Annotated in this window: 15 protein-coding genes; 11 read left to right on the top strand and 4 right to left on the bottom strand. The window is 55.0% G+C overall.

The annotated features are described in order from the left end of the window. The first annotated feature begins 41 nt into the window (after window positions 1–41). Genes fliP through VA597_RS14715 form a run of 11 tightly spaced genes read left to right on the top strand, consistent with a single transcriptional unit; the run spans window position 42 to window position 9,844 of the window. Window positions 42–713: a flagellar type III secretion system pore protein FliP gene (fliP, locus tag VA597_RS14765; RefSeq protein ID WP_305764112.1), complete on the top strand. Its 672-nt coding sequence runs from the start codon at window positions 42–44 to the stop codon at window positions 711–713. A gap of 21 nt (window positions 714–734) precedes the next feature. After that, window positions 735–1,001 carry a flagellar biosynthesis protein FliQ gene (gene fliQ / locus VA597_RS14760; protein ID WP_128743688.1) on the top strand — a complete coding sequence of 89 codons (267 nt, stop codon included), beginning with the start codon at window positions 735–737 and terminating at the stop codon, window positions 999–1,001. Between the two features lie 13 nt (window positions 1,002–1,014). Then, on the top strand, window positions 1,015–1,782 hold the full coding sequence (locus VA597_RS14755; protein WP_128743687.1) for a flagellar biosynthetic protein FliR: 768 nt from the start codon (window positions 1,015–1,017) through the stop codon (window positions 1,780–1,782). Between the two features lie 18 nt (window positions 1,783–1,800). Beyond that, on the top strand, window positions 1,801–2,877 hold the full coding sequence (gene flhB / locus VA597_RS14750) for a flagellar biosynthesis protein FlhB (protein ID WP_128743686.1): 1,077 nt from the start codon (window positions 1,801–1,803) through the stop codon (window positions 2,875–2,877). After that, window positions 2,874–4,928, top strand: coding sequence for a flagellar biosynthesis protein FlhA (gene flhA, locus VA597_RS14745; RefSeq protein WP_128743685.1), 2,055 nt, complete (start codon window positions 2,874–2,876; stop codon window positions 4,926–4,928). Before flhB ends, flhA begins: the two co-directional genes overlap by 4 nt. A gap of 30 nt (window positions 4,929–4,958) precedes the next feature. Next, a complete protein-coding gene (locus VA597_RS14740; RefSeq protein WP_128743684.1) occupies window positions 4,959–5,738 on the top strand; it encodes a sigma-70 family RNA polymerase sigma factor in 780 nt (259 codons plus the stop codon). Window positions 5,739–5,756: 18 nt separating this feature from the next. Next, window positions 5,757–6,488, top strand: a complete 732-nt coding sequence (locus VA597_RS14735; protein ID WP_128743683.1) for a flagellar hook-basal body protein — start codon at window positions 5,757–5,759, stop codon at window positions 6,486–6,488. An 18-nt stretch (window positions 6,489–6,506) separates the two neighbouring features. Continuing rightward, window positions 6,507–7,211, top strand: a complete 705-nt coding sequence (locus tag VA597_RS14730) for a flagellar hook-basal body protein (RefSeq protein WP_128743682.1) — start codon at window positions 6,507–6,509, stop codon at window positions 7,209–7,211. Window positions 7,212–7,241: 30 nt separating this feature from the next. Beyond that, a complete protein-coding gene (locus tag VA597_RS14725) occupies window positions 7,242–8,717 on the top strand; it encodes a DUF342 domain-containing protein (RefSeq protein WP_326974802.1) in 1,476 nt (491 codons plus the stop codon). 21 nt (window positions 8,718–8,738) lie between these two features. Then, entirely contained in the window at window positions 8,739–9,362 is a 624-nt protein-coding gene (locus VA597_RS14720; RefSeq protein WP_243112537.1) for a chemotaxis protein CheC, read from the top strand. After that, window positions 9,359–9,844 (top strand): chemotaxis protein CheD, encoded by a 486-nt coding sequence (locus tag VA597_RS14715; protein ID WP_128743680.1) that lies wholly within the window; start codon window positions 9,359–9,361, stop codon window positions 9,842–9,844. Before VA597_RS14720 ends, VA597_RS14715 begins: the two co-directional genes overlap by 4 nt. Here the strand turns inward: VA597_RS14715 and VA597_RS14710 are convergent. The 4 genes from VA597_RS14710 to VA597_RS14695 form a co-directional block, all read right to left on the bottom strand. Beyond that, window positions 9,841–10,293, bottom strand: coding sequence for a hypothetical protein (locus tag VA597_RS14710; protein WP_128743679.1), 453 nt, complete (start codon window positions 10,291–10,293; stop codon window positions 9,841–9,843). The genes VA597_RS14715 and VA597_RS14710 overlap by 4 nt on opposite strands. 32 nt (window positions 10,294–10,325) lie before the next feature. Further along, window positions 10,326–10,739: a flagellar export chaperone FliS gene (gene fliS, locus VA597_RS14705; protein ID WP_128743678.1), complete on the bottom strand. Its 414-nt coding sequence runs from the start codon at window positions 10,737–10,739 to the stop codon at window positions 10,326–10,328. A 39-nt stretch (window positions 10,740–10,778) separates the two neighbouring features. Next, window positions 10,779–13,475, bottom strand: coding sequence for a flagellar filament capping protein FliD (gene fliD, locus VA597_RS14700; RefSeq protein ID WP_128743677.1), 2,697 nt, complete (start codon window positions 13,473–13,475; stop codon window positions 10,779–10,781). Between the two features lie 206 nt (window positions 13,476–13,681). Then, window positions 13,682–15,139: a methyl-accepting chemotaxis protein gene (locus VA597_RS14695; RefSeq protein ID WP_128743676.1), complete on the bottom strand. Its 1,458-nt coding sequence runs from the start codon at window positions 15,137–15,139 to the stop codon at window positions 13,682–13,684. Between the last annotated feature and the right edge of the window lie 2 nt (window positions 15,140–15,141).

The raw sequence follows: 15,141 nt of genomic DNA, 5'->3' as shown, positions 1-15,141 counted from the left end.
TTTTGACGGGAGTTTTTTTTCTTGCAGCCGTGTTTCTGCCCATGAGGGCCTCGGCCGCCGCGGTGGACGTCAATATTAACGGGAACGGCGCGAATACCCTGGAAATCATTGAGATGCTCACCCTCCTCGCGCTCCTGCCGTCCATCCTGATTATGACGACCTGTTTCACGCGCATTGTGATCGTTCTCTCTTTTCTGCGCAACGCTCTCGGGCTGCAGCAGACGCCGCCGAACCAGGTGGTGATCGGCATTTCCCTTTTCCTGACTCTGTTCATCATGTCCCCGGTCGTGACCAAAATCAACACGGACGCCTATCAGCCGTACAAGGAGGAAAAGATCACGCAGGAGGAGTTCCTTCAGAAGGCGAGCGTGCCGCTCAAGGAATTCATGCTGAAAAACACCAAAAAGGAAGACCTGAACCTGTTTGTCAACCTTGCAAAGCAGGACAGCAAGACCCCCGCGGAGCAGATGCCGATCACCCTGGTGATCCCGGCATTTATGACCAGCGAACTCAAGCGGGCGTTTATCATCGGCTTTCTCCTTTACATCCCGTTCATGATCATCGACATGATCGTCTCCAGCACTCTGATGTCCATGGGCATGATCATGCTCCCGCCGGCGACGATATCCCTTCCGTTCAAGCTGCTGCTGTTTGTTCTGGTGGACGGATGGGATCTGCTGTTTAAAACACTGGCCTCAGGTTTCCACCTGTAGGCGGTTGAAGGAGGCTCAAAGATGACCGTTTCAAAAGTCATGGAGATCATGCATGCCGCCATGCTGGTCATCCTCAAAATCGCCAGCCCGATTCTGATTGCAAGCATGTTGGTCGGCCTTGTCATATCCATCCTCCAGGCGGCGACTCAGATCCATGAACAGACGGTGGCCTTTGTCCCGAAGCTGTTCACCATCGCCGCCGTCTTGGTCCTGCTGGGGCCGTGGATCATGCAGGTCATGAACGATTTTATGCAGTATATCTTTGGCCTGATTGTTTCCCTGAACTGAAAACGGGGCGGATATGAAACTGGATTACAATTACACACTTCTCATGCTGATCTTCCTGCGCATGACGGGCTGCGTTTTCTTTAACCCGATCCTTGGCAGGCGCAACCTGCCGAATCTAGTCAAGATCGGGCTGACGCTGATGCTTTCCCTGTTTACTTACCGCCTGACGCCGGACCGCTCGCTTCAGATCCACTCCTTTCTCGTCCTTTTTGTCTCCGGGCTGAAGGAGCTTCTGGTCGGCTTTATGATCGGCTATATCATTCAGCTGTTTCTTTCGGTCATCGTGATGGGCGGAGAAATGTCGGATATGCAGGTGGGCATTTCCATGTCGAAAATTTACGACCCCCAGAGCGACGTTTCCATGCCGCTTTCCGCCTCGCTGCTCAATGCGATGTATCTTCTGATGTTTTTCGCCACCAATGCGCACCTCACTCTGATTCAGGTATTCGTCAGGCTAGGCGCCGTTGTTCCCTACGGCGACGGGCTCCAGCTGAAAGCGAGCCTGTTCGGCGGCCTTGCCGCTCTTTTGGGGCAAATGCTGGTTTATGCGGTGAAGCTGTCGCTGCCGATGGTGGCGGTGCAGCTGCTCGGGGAGATCGGCACCGGCCTGATGATGCGCGCGGTGCCCCAGATTGATGTCTTCACCGTCCAGATCCAGCTCAAGATTTTAATCGGTTTTCTTGTGATGCTCATCCTTGTCCCGCCTTACGCTTCGTTTCTCGAGCGGCTGACGACCCTGATGTTTGACCGGATCAGCGGTCTGTACGCCGCGCTGGCTTAGTGGAAGGGGGGGATTGCGGTGCCGGGGGCTTCGTCGGAAAACAAAACGGAAAAAGCGACGCCGAAAAAGCGGGAGGACGAACGGAAGAAGGGCAATCTCTTTCAAAGCGCCGACGTAGTCAGTTCCCTTTCCATTCTGGCGGTCTTTGTCATGCTCCGCATCGCCTTCCCTTATCTTTACCGCTATCTGTCCAATTTCATCGTCACGTATCTTTCCTATGCCGCCACCAAAAGCTCCCTGACGCAGTCGGGGGCCATGGATGTTCTTCGGGACGCCTGGGTTGCGATTCTGCTCGTGTCCTCTCCCGTTCTGTTCTCGTCCTTGCTCGCGGCCGTATTGGCGACAGGCATGCAGACCAGATTCAAATTTTCCGGCGAAAAAATCAAATTCAAATTTTCCAACATCAACCCCATCGAAGGATTCAAGCGCCTGTTTTCGATCCGATCGGTTGCGGAACTGCTGAAATCGATCGCCAAGACGGCCGCGATCGGATACGTCATGTACCTGCAGATGAGGAAGATCTGTGCGGGCTGCATCGCGATGATGGGCAGCGACCTGCTGGAATCGGCGGTTGGAATACTGAACGACATCATGGATATGGTCATCCAGATGACGCTCGTGTTCATCGCGATTGCCGCGGCAGACTACTTTTTTCAGTGGTGGGACTTTGAGCGCAATATCCGCATGACAAAGCAGGAATTGAAGGAAGAGTACAAGGAACTGGAGGGAAACCCTGAAACGAAGGGGAGAATCCGCCAGGTACAGCGCAAAATCTCAGGGCGGCGCATGATGCAGCAGGTGCCTCAGGCAGACGTGATCGTCCGGAATCCGACGCATGTCGCCGTAGCGCTCCGGTATCGCGCGGAGGAGGACGGCGCGCCCGTCGTGGTGGCCAAAGGACAGGACTATCTGGCCCTGAAAATCATTGAGATCGCGCAGCAGCACCACATTCCGATGAAAGAGGACAGGCCGCTCGCGCATGCCCTCTACGCGGCGGTCGAGGTCAACGCTCAGATCCCGCAGGAATTTTATCAGGCGATGGCCGAGGTCATGGCATGGGTCTACCGCCTGAAGCAGGAAGGAGAGGAAAGATGAAACTGCTCAACCACGTCGTATCGCTTTTTGTCATTTTCATTATCGCGCTCATCATTATTCCGCTTCCGGCTCCCCTGCTGGACATGATGTTCATCCTCAATATCTCCTTATCGCTGGTGATCCTGCTCCTGACCATGTACATCAGAAGCGCGCTGGACTTTTCCGTTTTCCCGTCCATCCTTCTGATCACCACGCTGTTTCGGCTTGCGCTGAACATTTCCTCCACGCGGCTGATCCTGTCCAATTCCGGTTCGGCCGGCCAGGTGATCAAGACGTTCGGCACGTTTGTCCTGCAGGGCAATATCGTCGTCGGCTTTGTCGTGTTTCTGATTATCGTCCTCGTGCAGTTCCTGGTTATCACCAAGGGCGCGGAACGGGTTTCCGAAGTGGCGGCGCGGTTCCGCCTGGACGCGATGCCCGGCAAGCAGATGGCGATCGACGCGGACCTGAACTCCGGGTTGATCGATGAGCAGACGGCCCGCCAGCGCCGCGATGATGTCCAGCGCGAAGCGGAATTCTACGGCTCCATGGACGGCGCGAGCAAATTCGTCAAGGGCGACGCGATCATGTCCATCGTCATCACGTTCATCAACTTCATCGGCGGGCTGATTGTCGGCATGGTGCAGGGCGGGCAGTCGTTCGGCGAGGTGCTGAATATCTACTCCATCGCCACGGTCGGCGACGGCCTGGTTTCGCAGGTGCCCGCGCTGCTGATCTCCACGGCGACGGGCATGATCGTGACCCGCGCGGCTTCCAGCTCCACGCTGGGGGAGGACGTTTCCCGCCAGTTCTCCTCGCAGCCGATGGTGATCCTGCTGGCCGGGTGCGGCGTGTTTGCCCTGAACCTGATTCCCAGCATGCCCCATGTCCAGCTTGTGCTGCTTTCCGCCTTTTTGATCGGTTCCGGCCTGATGCTGCGCAGAAAACTGGAGCAGTCAGCGGTGGTCGAACAGGGGGAGAGCGCCGGCGCCGCCGCGCCCCAGGACGACGAGACCTCCTACTACAAAAATATCGACCATATTTACAGCCTGCTTCCTCTGGACGCGGTCGAAATGGAGTTTGGCTACAGCCTGATCCCGCTGGTGGATGAATCGAGCGGCAGCAGCTTCATCGAGCGGCTGGTGACGTTCCGCAAACAGTTCGCGGTGGATATGGGCATGGTTGTTCCTTCCATCCGCCTGCGTGACAACGGGCTTCTCAACCCGAACCAGTATGTCATTAAGATCAGAGGAGAGGAAGTCGCCCGCGGAGAAATCCTGATGGACTATTACCTGGCGCTGGACCCGGGCAACCTGACGGGTGAGATCGACGGCATCGACACCATCGAGCCGGCTTACGGCATCCCAAGCAAGTGGATCACCCCGGACAAAAAGGATATGGCGGAGATTTACGGGTACACCGTCATCGACCCGCTTTCGGTCGTCATTACCCATCTTTCGGAAACCGTGCGCCGCCACGCGGACGAGCTGCTCTCCCGGCAGGAAGTGGGGCAGCTTCTCGAGAGCGTCAAGGGCTACGACGCCTCCCTTGTCTCCGACGTGGTGCCGAATGTGATGACACAGAGCAACCTTCAGAAAGTGCTTTGCTCCCTGCTGAAGGAAGGCGTTCCCATCCGGGACATGGAAACGATTCTGGAGACGATTTCCAACAACGCCGCCGCGGCGCGCGACCCGGATATGATGACGGAATATGTGCGGCAGGCGCTGCGCAGGACCATCACGCGCAAGTGGGCGGACGGCGGTCAGATCCGGGTGATCACGCTGGACAGCGAGGTGGAAAAAGCGATCGTGGGTTCCATCAGCAAAAACGAGCACGGGACTTACCTGTCGCTGGACCCGCAGACGACCCAGAAGATCATTATGAAGCTGACCGACTGCGTTTCCAAGGTGAAGGACGTGGTTGCCACCCCGGTGATCCTCACTTCCCCGGTGGTGCGGATCTATTTCAGCAAACTGCTGCAGCAGTTTTATCCGCGTGCCGTGGTGCTTTCCTTTAACGAACTTGACAACAACGTGCAGATTCAGGCGGTCGCCAACGTGACGCTGGACTGATAGACAGATTGCGGAAGGGAGAGGGGCTGTATGACGAAAGATTACGGGATCAGGGAGCGGGAGCTGCCGGTCCGCGAGCTCTGGGCCCGGTACAACAGAACCGGGGACGTCGAAACGCGCAATGAGCTGATCTGTCAGTACAGTTACCTTGTGCGGTGTATCGCGATAAAAATTGTAGGGCACTATCAGTATTTTAATTATCTGGACGATATAATAAGCGAGGGCCTGATTGCGCTGATGGACGCCGTGTCTAAATTCGATCTTTTGAAAAATGTTAAATTTGAGACTTTTGCATCCATCAAGATCCGGGGCGCGATGATTGATTACATACGGCGCCAGGACTGTTTTCCGCGCAGGCTGAAAAAGATGGCAAAGGCGCTGAACGAGGCGGACGAAGTCCTGAACCAGCGGTTCGGCCGCAGCCCGACGGAACAGGAAACCGCGGACTACATGAAGATCAGCCTTTCGGAGTACGAAAAAATGCTGGCGGAAACCTGCTCGATGAACATGCTTTCCTTTGAGGAATTGGTTTATGAAAAGGGAGTGGAGAGCCTTGCGCTGCGCGGCGCTGATTCTTCCGACGGCCCGGAACAGACCGTCGCGGAAAAGGAACTGAGCAGCATGCTCCAGCGCGACATCGACCTGCTGGAGGAAAAGGAGAGAATCGTCATTTCCCTTTATTATAAGGAACAGCTGAAAATCAAGGAAATCTCCCACGTGATGGGGATCAGCGAATCACGCGTGTCGCAGATCCATTCCAGCGCGCTGAGAAAGCTGAAAAGAAGCCTGGAAAGTTATCTGAAACAGTGAAAGGAGGAAAGACTCGATATGGTCAGAGGGTTCTATATGCTGGGTTCCGGCATCCTGACACAGAGCAGGGTCCTGAATACAATCAGCAACAATGTGGCGAACACCGACACCAACGGATTTAAAAAGTCCCGGGTCATGCCGAAAACATTCGGCAGCATGGTCATTGAGAGGGTCGATGGGCAGAGAACGCCCGTCGGCACGGCTTCGCTGATGAACACCGCGGACGAAGCCGTGACCGATTTTTCCGGAGGGACCGTCTCGCAGACGGACAGAAAGCTGGATTTTGCCATCAATGGCGACGGCTTTTTTGCCGTCCAGGGAGACGGCGGGACCGTTTACACGAGAAACGGAAGCTTCAATCTGGATGAAGACGGCTATCTGGTCCTCAAGGGGCAGGGCAGAGTGCTGGGCACCGACGGCGGACCGATCCGTCCCGGAACGGACGACCTTTCGTCGGACGGGCAGGGCAATCTGACTGCGGAAGGCCGCTCCGCAGGCAGTCTGGCCGTCTACCGCTTTCCGGACAACGCCGCGCTGAGAACGGTGGGGGAGGGGATGTTCCAGGGTGCTTCCGCCGTTCCGGTCACAGATCCGAACATTTTATGGAAATCGCTGGAAGGCTCCAATGTGGACATGGCGGAGGAGATGACAAACGCCCTTTCCTCCCAGCGTGAGCTCCAGACCTGCTCGCAGGCGCTGAAGATGTATGATACCGTGCTGGATCAGGCGGTGGATATTTCAAAACTTTAAGGAGGGGAGGGGAACGTTATGATGACATCCTTTTACACGGCTGCCGCCGGCGCCATCGCGCAGCAGCAGAAGATGGATGTGACTTCCAATAACATCGCGAATGCGTCGACGCAGGGGTTTAAGCCGGACAAAGTTTCATTTGCAGACCTGGTTTACACGGGCGTGCACGGGCCGGAGACGGAAAACAGCCTGAAGGTCGGCCATGGGGACCGCGCCGACAAAACGGACACGGTTTTCGGTCAGGGAAGCGTTGAGCGGACCAACCGTCCGCTTGATTACGCGCTTCCCGCTGAGAATGCGTTTTTCGCAGTGAGATGTTCGGATGGCCTCGTCCGTTTCACGCGCAACGGTGGCTTCCAGCTCTCGAAAAACTCCGACGGCGGCTTTTTCCTCTCGGATTCGCATGGGGGGCTTGTGCTGGACCAGTCCGGGAACGCGATTTCGGTGAAGGACGAAAACGAGAAGCAGAGCGTAGGCGTTTATTCCTTTCGGAACTGCGGCGGGCTTAAAAAGTCGGGGGACAATTATCTGGAGGAGACCGCAGCTTCCGGTTTGGCGATAGATTCCAATGTTCAGGCGATTCAGGGAAGCATTGAGGATTCGGCGGTGAATCTGGCGGATGAGATGACGGCGCTGATCAATTCACAGAAGGCGTTTTCCTTTAATGCGAATATCCTTTCTATTTCGGACAATACCACGCAGACGGTCAACAGTCTGCGATGAATGTTTTTCATGCAGGAGGGGGAGTAAAAATTGAATGCACCGGACGATAAGGGGAATCGGATGGCGGAATCAGATCAGAAGGAAGAATTGAAAAAACCGGAAATACAGCTGAGCGTGTCGTCGGACCGGCTGGAAGCAACCATCAGGGTTAAAACGGCCTTTCATGGCCAGTCGGTTTCCTTTGAGGAAATCGTGGCGTTTTTAAAGGAAAACGGAATCGTTTACGGCGTGCTGGAAAGCGTCATCCGCGATTATTGTGAAAACAAAAAATATTTTCTCGACCTTGTCTGTGCCAGGGGTCTTTCTCCGGTGGACGAAAAGGACGGCAAACTGGAGTATCTGTTCCAGAGGGAGCAGAATTTCATGCCGGAGGAGCGCGAAGACGGCACGGTGGATTACCGCAATCTTGGAATCGTGCAGAATGTGAAAAAGGGCGATGTGCTGTGCAGGATCCTTCCCCCCGAACCCGGGGAAAACGGAATCGATGTCTATAACAATCCGGTGGAATACCGGCGCGGGAAAATTCCGAGCTTTCCCCAGGGAAAGAATACGGCAGTTTCGGAGGACGGGCTGACTCTGACCGCGGACTCGGACGGCTGTATCGAATATAAGAACGCGAACCTCAGCATCAGTGAAGTGTTTGTTGTGCGCGGTGATGTGGACAGCTCTTCCGGGAATATCGATTTTCTCGGGACCGTCATCGTTCAGGGAGATGTCCTGGAAGGCTTTTCCATCAAAGCCGGAATGGATATCAATGTCCGCGGCATGGTGGAAGGAGCCATGCTGGAGGCCGGCGGGAATATCGCCATATCCTGCGGAATGAACGGGATGAGCCGGGGAAAATTGATTGCCAAGGGAAGTGTTTCCGCCCAGTACATTGAGAACGCAACGGTTGAATGTGCCGGCGATCTGCGGGCCGACGTCATTTTTAACAGCATGGTCAAGGCGGGAAATTCAATTATGGCCCGCGGCAGGAAAGGCCTTCTGGCCGGGGGGCGCTATCAGGCGGGACGCTCCATTACCGCCAACACGATCGGCAGCGGGGGCGCCCGCACGGAGGTCCTCATTGTGTCCGGCGTGCTGGACGGCCTGCTTACAGGCAGAGAAGAGGAAAGCCTGGATTCCGTCAAAGCGGAGCTCTCGGAGGAGGAGAAGAATCTTCAGACCCTGTGTTCCCAGGCGGAGACGATCGCCCTGTTTCTCCAGAAAGATCCGCTTTCCCTGAAAGCCAAAAAATTACTGAAAAGCGCCAATTCTCAAAAAGAACTGGCGGAATCCAGAATCGATTACCTGAAGACGAAAATCAGCGCGATGGGGACGGCGGACCAGAGCGGCCTGGCAATTTTGGATTTCAAAGTCGCTGCGCTGCGCATCGCCTATGCGGGAACAAGGATGACGATCGGCAGTTTTACCGAGACCCTTTCTTCCGATTACAGCGCGACAAAATTCTATGCGGATCACGAACATATTGTCAGCTCGCCGATACAGCCTGTTGACCGCACATGATCCTGAAAGCGAGGCGTGCCTATGGCAATAGAAAATTTGAGCCAGCTAAATGAGATGCATATTGATGTCTTAAAGGAAATCGGCAACATTGGAGCGGGAAACGCGGCGACCTCCCTTTCGCAGATGCTGAACCGCGAAGTGGACATGGTGACGCCCGTTGTGCGCATTCTGGATATCAGCGAGGCGGACCGCGCGCTTGGCGGGCCGGAAACGCCGGTCGTGGCGATTCTGGTGGAGCTGAACGGAGATATTCACGGCCTTATGATGTTTGTCATCGAGCAGGAATTCACGCAGTCTTTGCTGGAGACCCTGCTTGGCGAAAGCGGGGCGGACTGCGCGTCCCTTTCCGACATGGAGTATTCCGCGCTTTCGGAAATCGGCAACATCATGATCGGCGCCTATGCGGCTTCGATCGCGTCTCTTTCCAACCTTGAAATTAAAATTTCCGTGCCGGCCGTCACGGCAGACATGGCCGGAGCCCTGCTCACGGTTCCCGCCGCGGAAATGGGTTCCGTGTCCGATAAAATCATTTTTATCGAGGATGACTTTCTCAGCGCAAGCAAGACGATTTCAGCGAATATGATGCTGATCCCGGACATTGCCTCACTGAATAAACTAATGAGCAGTCTGGGGATTCAGCTATGAGCGAATTGATCACGGTAGGCATTTCGGACGTGAAAATAACACAAAACCCCGGCGCGCTGGTCACCTACGCGCTGGGGTCATGTATTGGCATCTGTCTCTATGATGCGGCTTTAAAAATCGGAGGACTTGCCCATATTATGCTGCCCTGCCGGCCGGAGAATAACGCCGGGGACCAAATCAACCGCTACGCGGATTCCTGTCTGCCGGTGATGGTCGGGGACATGGAGGCAATGGGATGCCTGCGCGCCAGGATGCAGGCAAAGATCGCGGGCGGAGCCAAGATGTTTGAAGTCGCGGACGACAGCGCGTTCGGCAGCATTGGAGCGAGAAACATCGCCGCGGTGAAAAAGACGCTCGCGGATCTTGGAATCCGCATTCAGGCGGAGGATACGGGGCTGAACTATGGGCGCACCGTTTATTTTTACACGGACACGGGCATGGTGGTCGTGAAATCCTTCGCAAAAGGAGAAAAGAGACTTTAAGTTTTAAAATTTGAAAAAAGGGAATCTTTTTTCCCCTTGCCGCGGGAGTTGTTGACCAGCTTTTGAAGCCGGTCGCACTCCTTTTTCATTTGCCTCCTGCTCTCCGCGTCGGAAGCGGAGAGTTCCCTCAGCAGGGAGCGGCATTGCGCTTCCCGCTCCATGGCAGACGCTTCCCCGGCGCTGCACTGCGCCTTCGGCAATCGGGCGGAAAGAATCGAATCCGTTCGCTCGCGTTCCTCGTGAGGGAGCTTTGCCAGCAAAAGACCGATCCGGTCCGCGCATTTTTTCAGCCGGTCAATGTAAACCTGGCGCTGCCGGATCAAAGCGGAAGGATCTTCCGGTTTTTCACGGGAACACTGGGTTTCAATCTGACGGGACAGGTTCAGCAGGCGGGTTAAGAGAACCTGTTTTTGGTCCAGACAGGCCTGCAGTTCTTCCGAGATTGCCACGGTATTTACACCTCCTGTGAAAGGGGCCGCCCTTACAGGGCGGCCTGCTGTTTTCCACCTGCGCCGTTTTGCATTCGGGTTGCTTTTTCCGCCGTGGCCCAGGCGGTTCTCAGTTCCTGCACGGCTGAGATGACTTCGTTCAGGACGGCCGGATCCCCGGAGACATTGGCCTTGATGATCTGTCCGAGTATACGGGAATAAATCTGTTTCAGACTCGCGGAGATGCTGTATCGGTCGTCCAGAATGGCAAAGAGGTAATTGACGATGTCCTTTGCTTTTGCAGTGTATTTCTTCGCGCCTTCCATTTGTTCCTGGCCGAAAAGAATGGAAGCATATCTCAGGCTTTTCAGCAGTTCGTCATATAATTTGACCAGAAGCTCGCCCCGCGACATGGTGAGAATCGACTGCTCCTGATACTGCATGATCAAATTGTTGTTGTCCGCCATTTCAGTTTTCCCCTTCTGTTTTCTTAATCGCTGCCGGGATCAGGAGTCGCTGCTGAACATAGAGGTCAGGTAGTCGCTTTGCGAGGTCAGTATGCTGAGCGACTGCTCCATTGCGGTGAATTTTGTCCAATACCGGTCCTCTTCCGTCTGCAGTTGGTCTTTGAGGTCCGAGATGGTGCTTTTGTACTGTTTGATCTGCGTCGTCAGCTGGCTGGTATCGTTCGCGTCGGAACTTGTGCCGGCAAGCTGCAGAAGGACTCCGTCGCCGCCGAATGTGCCGACATATTTGTCCAGCACGTCTTTCACCCGTGACGAAACGCCGTCCTCGTCCGTGAAAAACTTTATTACGGTATCCGGGTCGCTTTGAAGCTTTTCCTTGAGGGTATCCGTATCCACGACCAGCTGGCCGCCGGAGGTGTAATCGTAGGCCTGCGTCGAAATTCCCAGCTGGTTCAGCGACAGTCCGGCGGAACTCACAACATTCGTCATGGCCTCGCGCAGGTCGTTCAGAATTCCGTTCAGCGCGGAATCATTCTGCAGCAGGCCCTTTTTGGCTTCCGTATTCCATTTGTCGATTTCGTCGTCCGTCATGTCTTCTTTTTGCGCGTCGGTAAGGGGCACATAATCCTCATCCGTATTCGGCATCTGCGAGGTAAGGGTATTTACTTTGTCGATGATTTTGTTGTAATCATTGATGAAATCGACGATTTTATCCGCGAGATCGTCCACGTTGCTCTCCGAGGAAAGCGTGACGGCTTCGTCGGTGGTGCCGGTAACGGTCAGGTTGATTCCATCCAGGGTCGTTGTGTTGGAAGAGCGGACAATATCCGTTGTAGTTCCATTGATGGTGACGTTCATTTTCAGATCCTTGCCGGCGGTCAGATGATCCGAATCATAAGTGCCGAACAGAGCGGAAGCGAGATTTCCGCTGACGTCGCTGAATTCGATTTCGCTCTGGGAACCGCTGTCGTCCGCCGTGATGCGGAAGGAATTAGTCGTCTGGGAATAAGCGACGGTCACGCCCATATCCTCGTCGTCGTTTATCTGGGAGATCACTTTGGAAAGCGTCGTGTCCCCGTCGAAGGAAAGCGTCTTGCCGTTGATGGAAATCGTGTACTGGCCGTCGTCACCGGCCGTCAGGGTCTGTTTCAATTCGCCGGCAAGCTCACTCAGCGTCTTGCTGGTCTCCACGCGATTGGTTTCCCCGTAGGAAATCCGCAGCGCTCCGTATTGGTTCAGAACATTGGAACTGTCGGAGGAAGTGACGGAAAGCACGGAAGTGCTGTCGTCTGTCGTGAACTGGATCCCGCCTTCGCCGGTCGCGGCAACCTGAATTTTCGGATCCCCGGTGGACGAATCCGTGCCGAATAAATTTGTCAGTTTGCCCTGCAGGTAATGGATCAGACCGCTGCTGGAGTCGCCGACGGTGGAGTATTCCGCTTCCTCGGTGGCGTCGAACGTGACGGTTTTTGAAACGCCGTCCAGGCTGAACGTCATGGTGCTGCCAGCCAGCGCATCGCCGAAATAGGATTGGAAGAGGGCGGACGCGTCCACCCCTGAGGTCTGGACGCTGGTGCCGGTGTCGGACGTATTGATCCCGAGCCCCTGCAGCAGGTTCTGCGACCCTCCGCTGACGGAAAGGTCGCTGCCGTCCAGGGAGGTGAAAGTGATTTTCCCGGTGCCGGTGTCGGCCGTCACGCTTATTTTGCTCTTGAGGTCGGAATTCGCGTCGATCTGTTTTTGGAGCTGGGTCGCGATGGCGGAGGCATATCCGCCGTCCGTAGCACCCAATATGGTTATATCGGTCCCCATCTTGACCGTGTATTCGTCGCTGCCGATGGTGAATTTCAGGTAGGACGAGGAGGATACGGTTTTATTGAAAAGGCTGCTTGTGGCGGGGTCCGTGTCGATCGCGGAGCCGGAAACCGATCCCGTTCCGCTTCCTTCCGTGAGGCCCAGAGCGCTCAGGAATGCCGGGCCGCTGGTCGTGTCGCTGCTTGTCTTATAGGCCGAGACGCCGACCGTATCGGCAGAATTCGCGGCTGAAAGCACGATGCTGTTGTCCTGATTCAGTGAAAAGCTGACTTTTCCGTTCAGCGAACTGTTTTGGCTGATCTGGCTGTTCAGTCCGTCCACAATCTTCTTTAATTCAACGTTGTAACCGTCCGCATCCGTCGCGGACATGTTCTCGGAATCCAGCTTGACCGAACTGCTCATGGTCAGGGTATAATCAGTGCCGTTATAATTGACAATGAGCGACTTGCCGCCGACGGCAGACTGCGTCCAGCTGTCGTAAATTTCACCGGAGGTGATCGCCTCGTCCGACACCTGCTGGGTGGAATTGTAGGAAGCCTTGGAGGCGATTTGCGAAATGCTGTTGATCACAAGGCTGTCCGCATTGCCGGCGTTGCCCGTCGCGCTGACCACGCTGGAAGAACTGCTGATGCCGGAGGTTTTAAAAAATGTCGAACTCAACAGGTTGGTATCGCTGGTATAGGAAAAATAGGTGTTTTCAAAATCCTGCATGGAGGAAGTTACATCGCGGTATAAATCCCTTTTCCACTCGGCGATTTGTTCCAACTGCTGCTGTTTGTCAATCCTGCTCTGCGTATTGGATACAAGAGCCTTGATAATGCTGTCCGTATCCAGCCCCGAGTACAGGTTTGTACCGGTCAGACGGTAGATTGATGAAGTCTGAAGATTTGCCGAAGAAGTAGCTGAACTGGATGAACTCATGGGGATTCCTCCTGTGACCGGTAGAATTTGTCAATAAAATCCGATCTGTAACATATATCGGCACGCCGGGTGAAATATTTATGAGAAAGTTCGGTCTTTTGGGATTTATACGCACAAAAGCGGGCCGTGACGTTTCCTGCCGGCGGATGAAAAAGAGGGACGCCCTCGGTTTTTGAGGACGTCCCTGACGATCTGTGCGTTAAATATCAGACGTATTTGTCATCGCCCGCGGCCTGGGCATGCACAGGCACGGCGGCCGGACGCTGCGGCTGCGCCTTGCGTTTTTCCCCGCTTTGTTTTTCCGAGGGTCTGCCGCTGGCTTCCAGCTGTTCTTTTACGGGGACTGCCGCCGGCTTTTTCTCAGGACCCTTCTTCTGTGCCCGCGCGTCGTCGTCACGCAGCTTGACGCCGGATACAGTGCGTTTCAGCTCTTTCGCCTGGGCGGCCAGCTCCTCGCTTGCGGCGGCGCTCTGCTCCGCTGTCGCGGAGTTCGTTTGCACGACGGCGGAAATTTGCTGAATGCCCTGTGTGATCTGGCCGATGGACGTCGCCTGCTGGTTGGAGGCGTTTGCGATCTCGTTGACCAGCTCGTTGGTGCGGTTCGCGGACTGAATGACTTCCTGAAGGGTCTTTTCCGTGACGTCGGCCACCTTTGTGCCGTTATTGACCGACTTTACGGCGTTCTCGATCAGGCTGGTTGTATCTTTCGCCGCTTCCGCGCTTTTGCTGGCAAGGTTCCGGACTTCATCCGCGACGACGGCAAAGCCCTTGCCGGCGGCGCCCGCCCGGGCCGCTTCCACAGCCGCGTTCAAAGCGAGAATATTCGTCTGAAAAGCGATGTCGTCAATCGTTTTGATAATATTGCCGATCTGCTTGGAAGTTTCGCTGATTTCTCCCATGGCTTTCAGCATTTCATCCATTTTGGCGCTGGCGTCTTTCAGCTTCTGCTCTTCTTCGCTGGAAGAGCGGTTTGCTTCCGCGGCGTTCGCGGCATTCTTTTTCACATGGCCGGAGACTTCGAGGATCGTCGCGGACAGCTGTTCGATCGAACTTGCCTGTTCCGTTGCACCCTGCGCCAGAGCCTGGGAGCCGCTTGCCACCTGTTCGGAGCCGCTGGAAGTCTGATCCGACGCGCTTTGGACCTTTGAGAAAATTGAATTCAGGGATTGAAAAATATTTTTCATCGAATTGTTAATCCGCGCCCAGTCTCCCTCCCACACAACGTGGGATTCCGCCGTCAGATCCCCTTCTGCCATCTTATCCAGAAGGGAAATGATCTCCCTGACGGCCGTGGTCAGCTTCTCGGAAAGCTCATTGACGGATTTGGCCAGCCGGCCCAGTTCGGCATTTGATTCGTAACTCACTTTAACGTCCAGCTTGCCTTCGGAAATCTCCTTGGAGACTCTGGAAATTTCATCGATCGCGCCGGCCATATGTCTGGAAAACCTCGCGACCATATAAATGCCGATCAGCCAGATCACGACGAAAGCGGCGACCATAATCGGGGTCATGGTCCTTACGGCGCTCAACAAAGCATCCGGATTTCCCTTGTTCGCCGAAATCATGATGAGACAGACTACATAAGGGATAACAAATAGCAGGGAAATAACGGTGATGTTCAGAATCAATTTTCCACGGATCTTCAAATTAAGATATGGATGCATAC

Source organism: Caproicibacter sp. BJN0012, from assembly GCF_035986805.1.
GTDB lineage: Bacteria > Bacillota > Clostridia > Oscillospirales > Acutalibacteraceae > Caproicibacter.
Note: the sequence above shows the minus strand (reverse complement) of the source record. Positions and strands in the feature narration are given on the sequence as shown.

Bases quoted from the DNA above. Each gene is read 5' to 3' on its own strand.
- fliP (WP_305764112.1), top strand. From the start codon at position 42: ATGAGGGCCTCGGCCGCCGCGGTGGACGTCAATATTAACGGGAACGGC.
- fliQ (WP_128743688.1), top strand. From the start codon at position 735: ATGACCGTTTCAAAAGTCATGGAGATCATGCATGCCGCCATGCTGGTC.
- VA597_RS14755 (WP_128743687.1), top strand. From the start codon at position 1,015: ATGAAACTGGATTACAATTACACACTTCTCATGCTGATCTTCCTGCGC.
- flhA (WP_128743685.1), top strand. From the start codon at position 2,874: ATGAAACTGCTCAACCACGTCGTATCGCTTTTTGTCATTTTCATTATC.
- VA597_RS14740 (WP_128743684.1), top strand. From the start codon at position 4,959: ATGACGAAAGATTACGGGATCAGGGAGCGGGAGCTGCCGGTCCGCGAG.
- VA597_RS14735 (WP_128743683.1), top strand. From the start codon at position 5,757: ATGGTCAGAGGGTTCTATATGCTGGGTTCCGGCATCCTGACACAGAGC.
- VA597_RS14730 (WP_128743682.1), top strand. From the start codon at position 6,507: ATGATGACATCCTTTTACACGGCTGCCGCCGGCGCCATCGCGCAGCAG.
- VA597_RS14720 (WP_243112537.1), top strand. From the start codon at position 8,739: ATGGCAATAGAAAATTTGAGCCAGCTAAATGAGATGCATATTGATGTC.
- VA597_RS14715 (WP_128743680.1), top strand. From the start codon at position 9,359: ATGAGCGAATTGATCACGGTAGGCATTTCGGACGTGAAAATAACACAA.
- fliS (WP_128743678.1), bottom strand. From the start codon at position 10,739: ATGGCGGACAACAACAATTTGATCATGCAGTATCAGGAGCAGTCGATT.
- fliD (WP_128743677.1), bottom strand. From the start codon at position 13,475: ATGAGTTCATCCAGTTCAGCTACTTCTTCGGCAAATCTTCAGACTTCA.
- VA597_RS14695 (WP_128743676.1), bottom strand. From the start codon at position 15,139: ATGCATCCATATCTTAATTTGAAGATCCGTGGAAAATTGATTCTGAAC.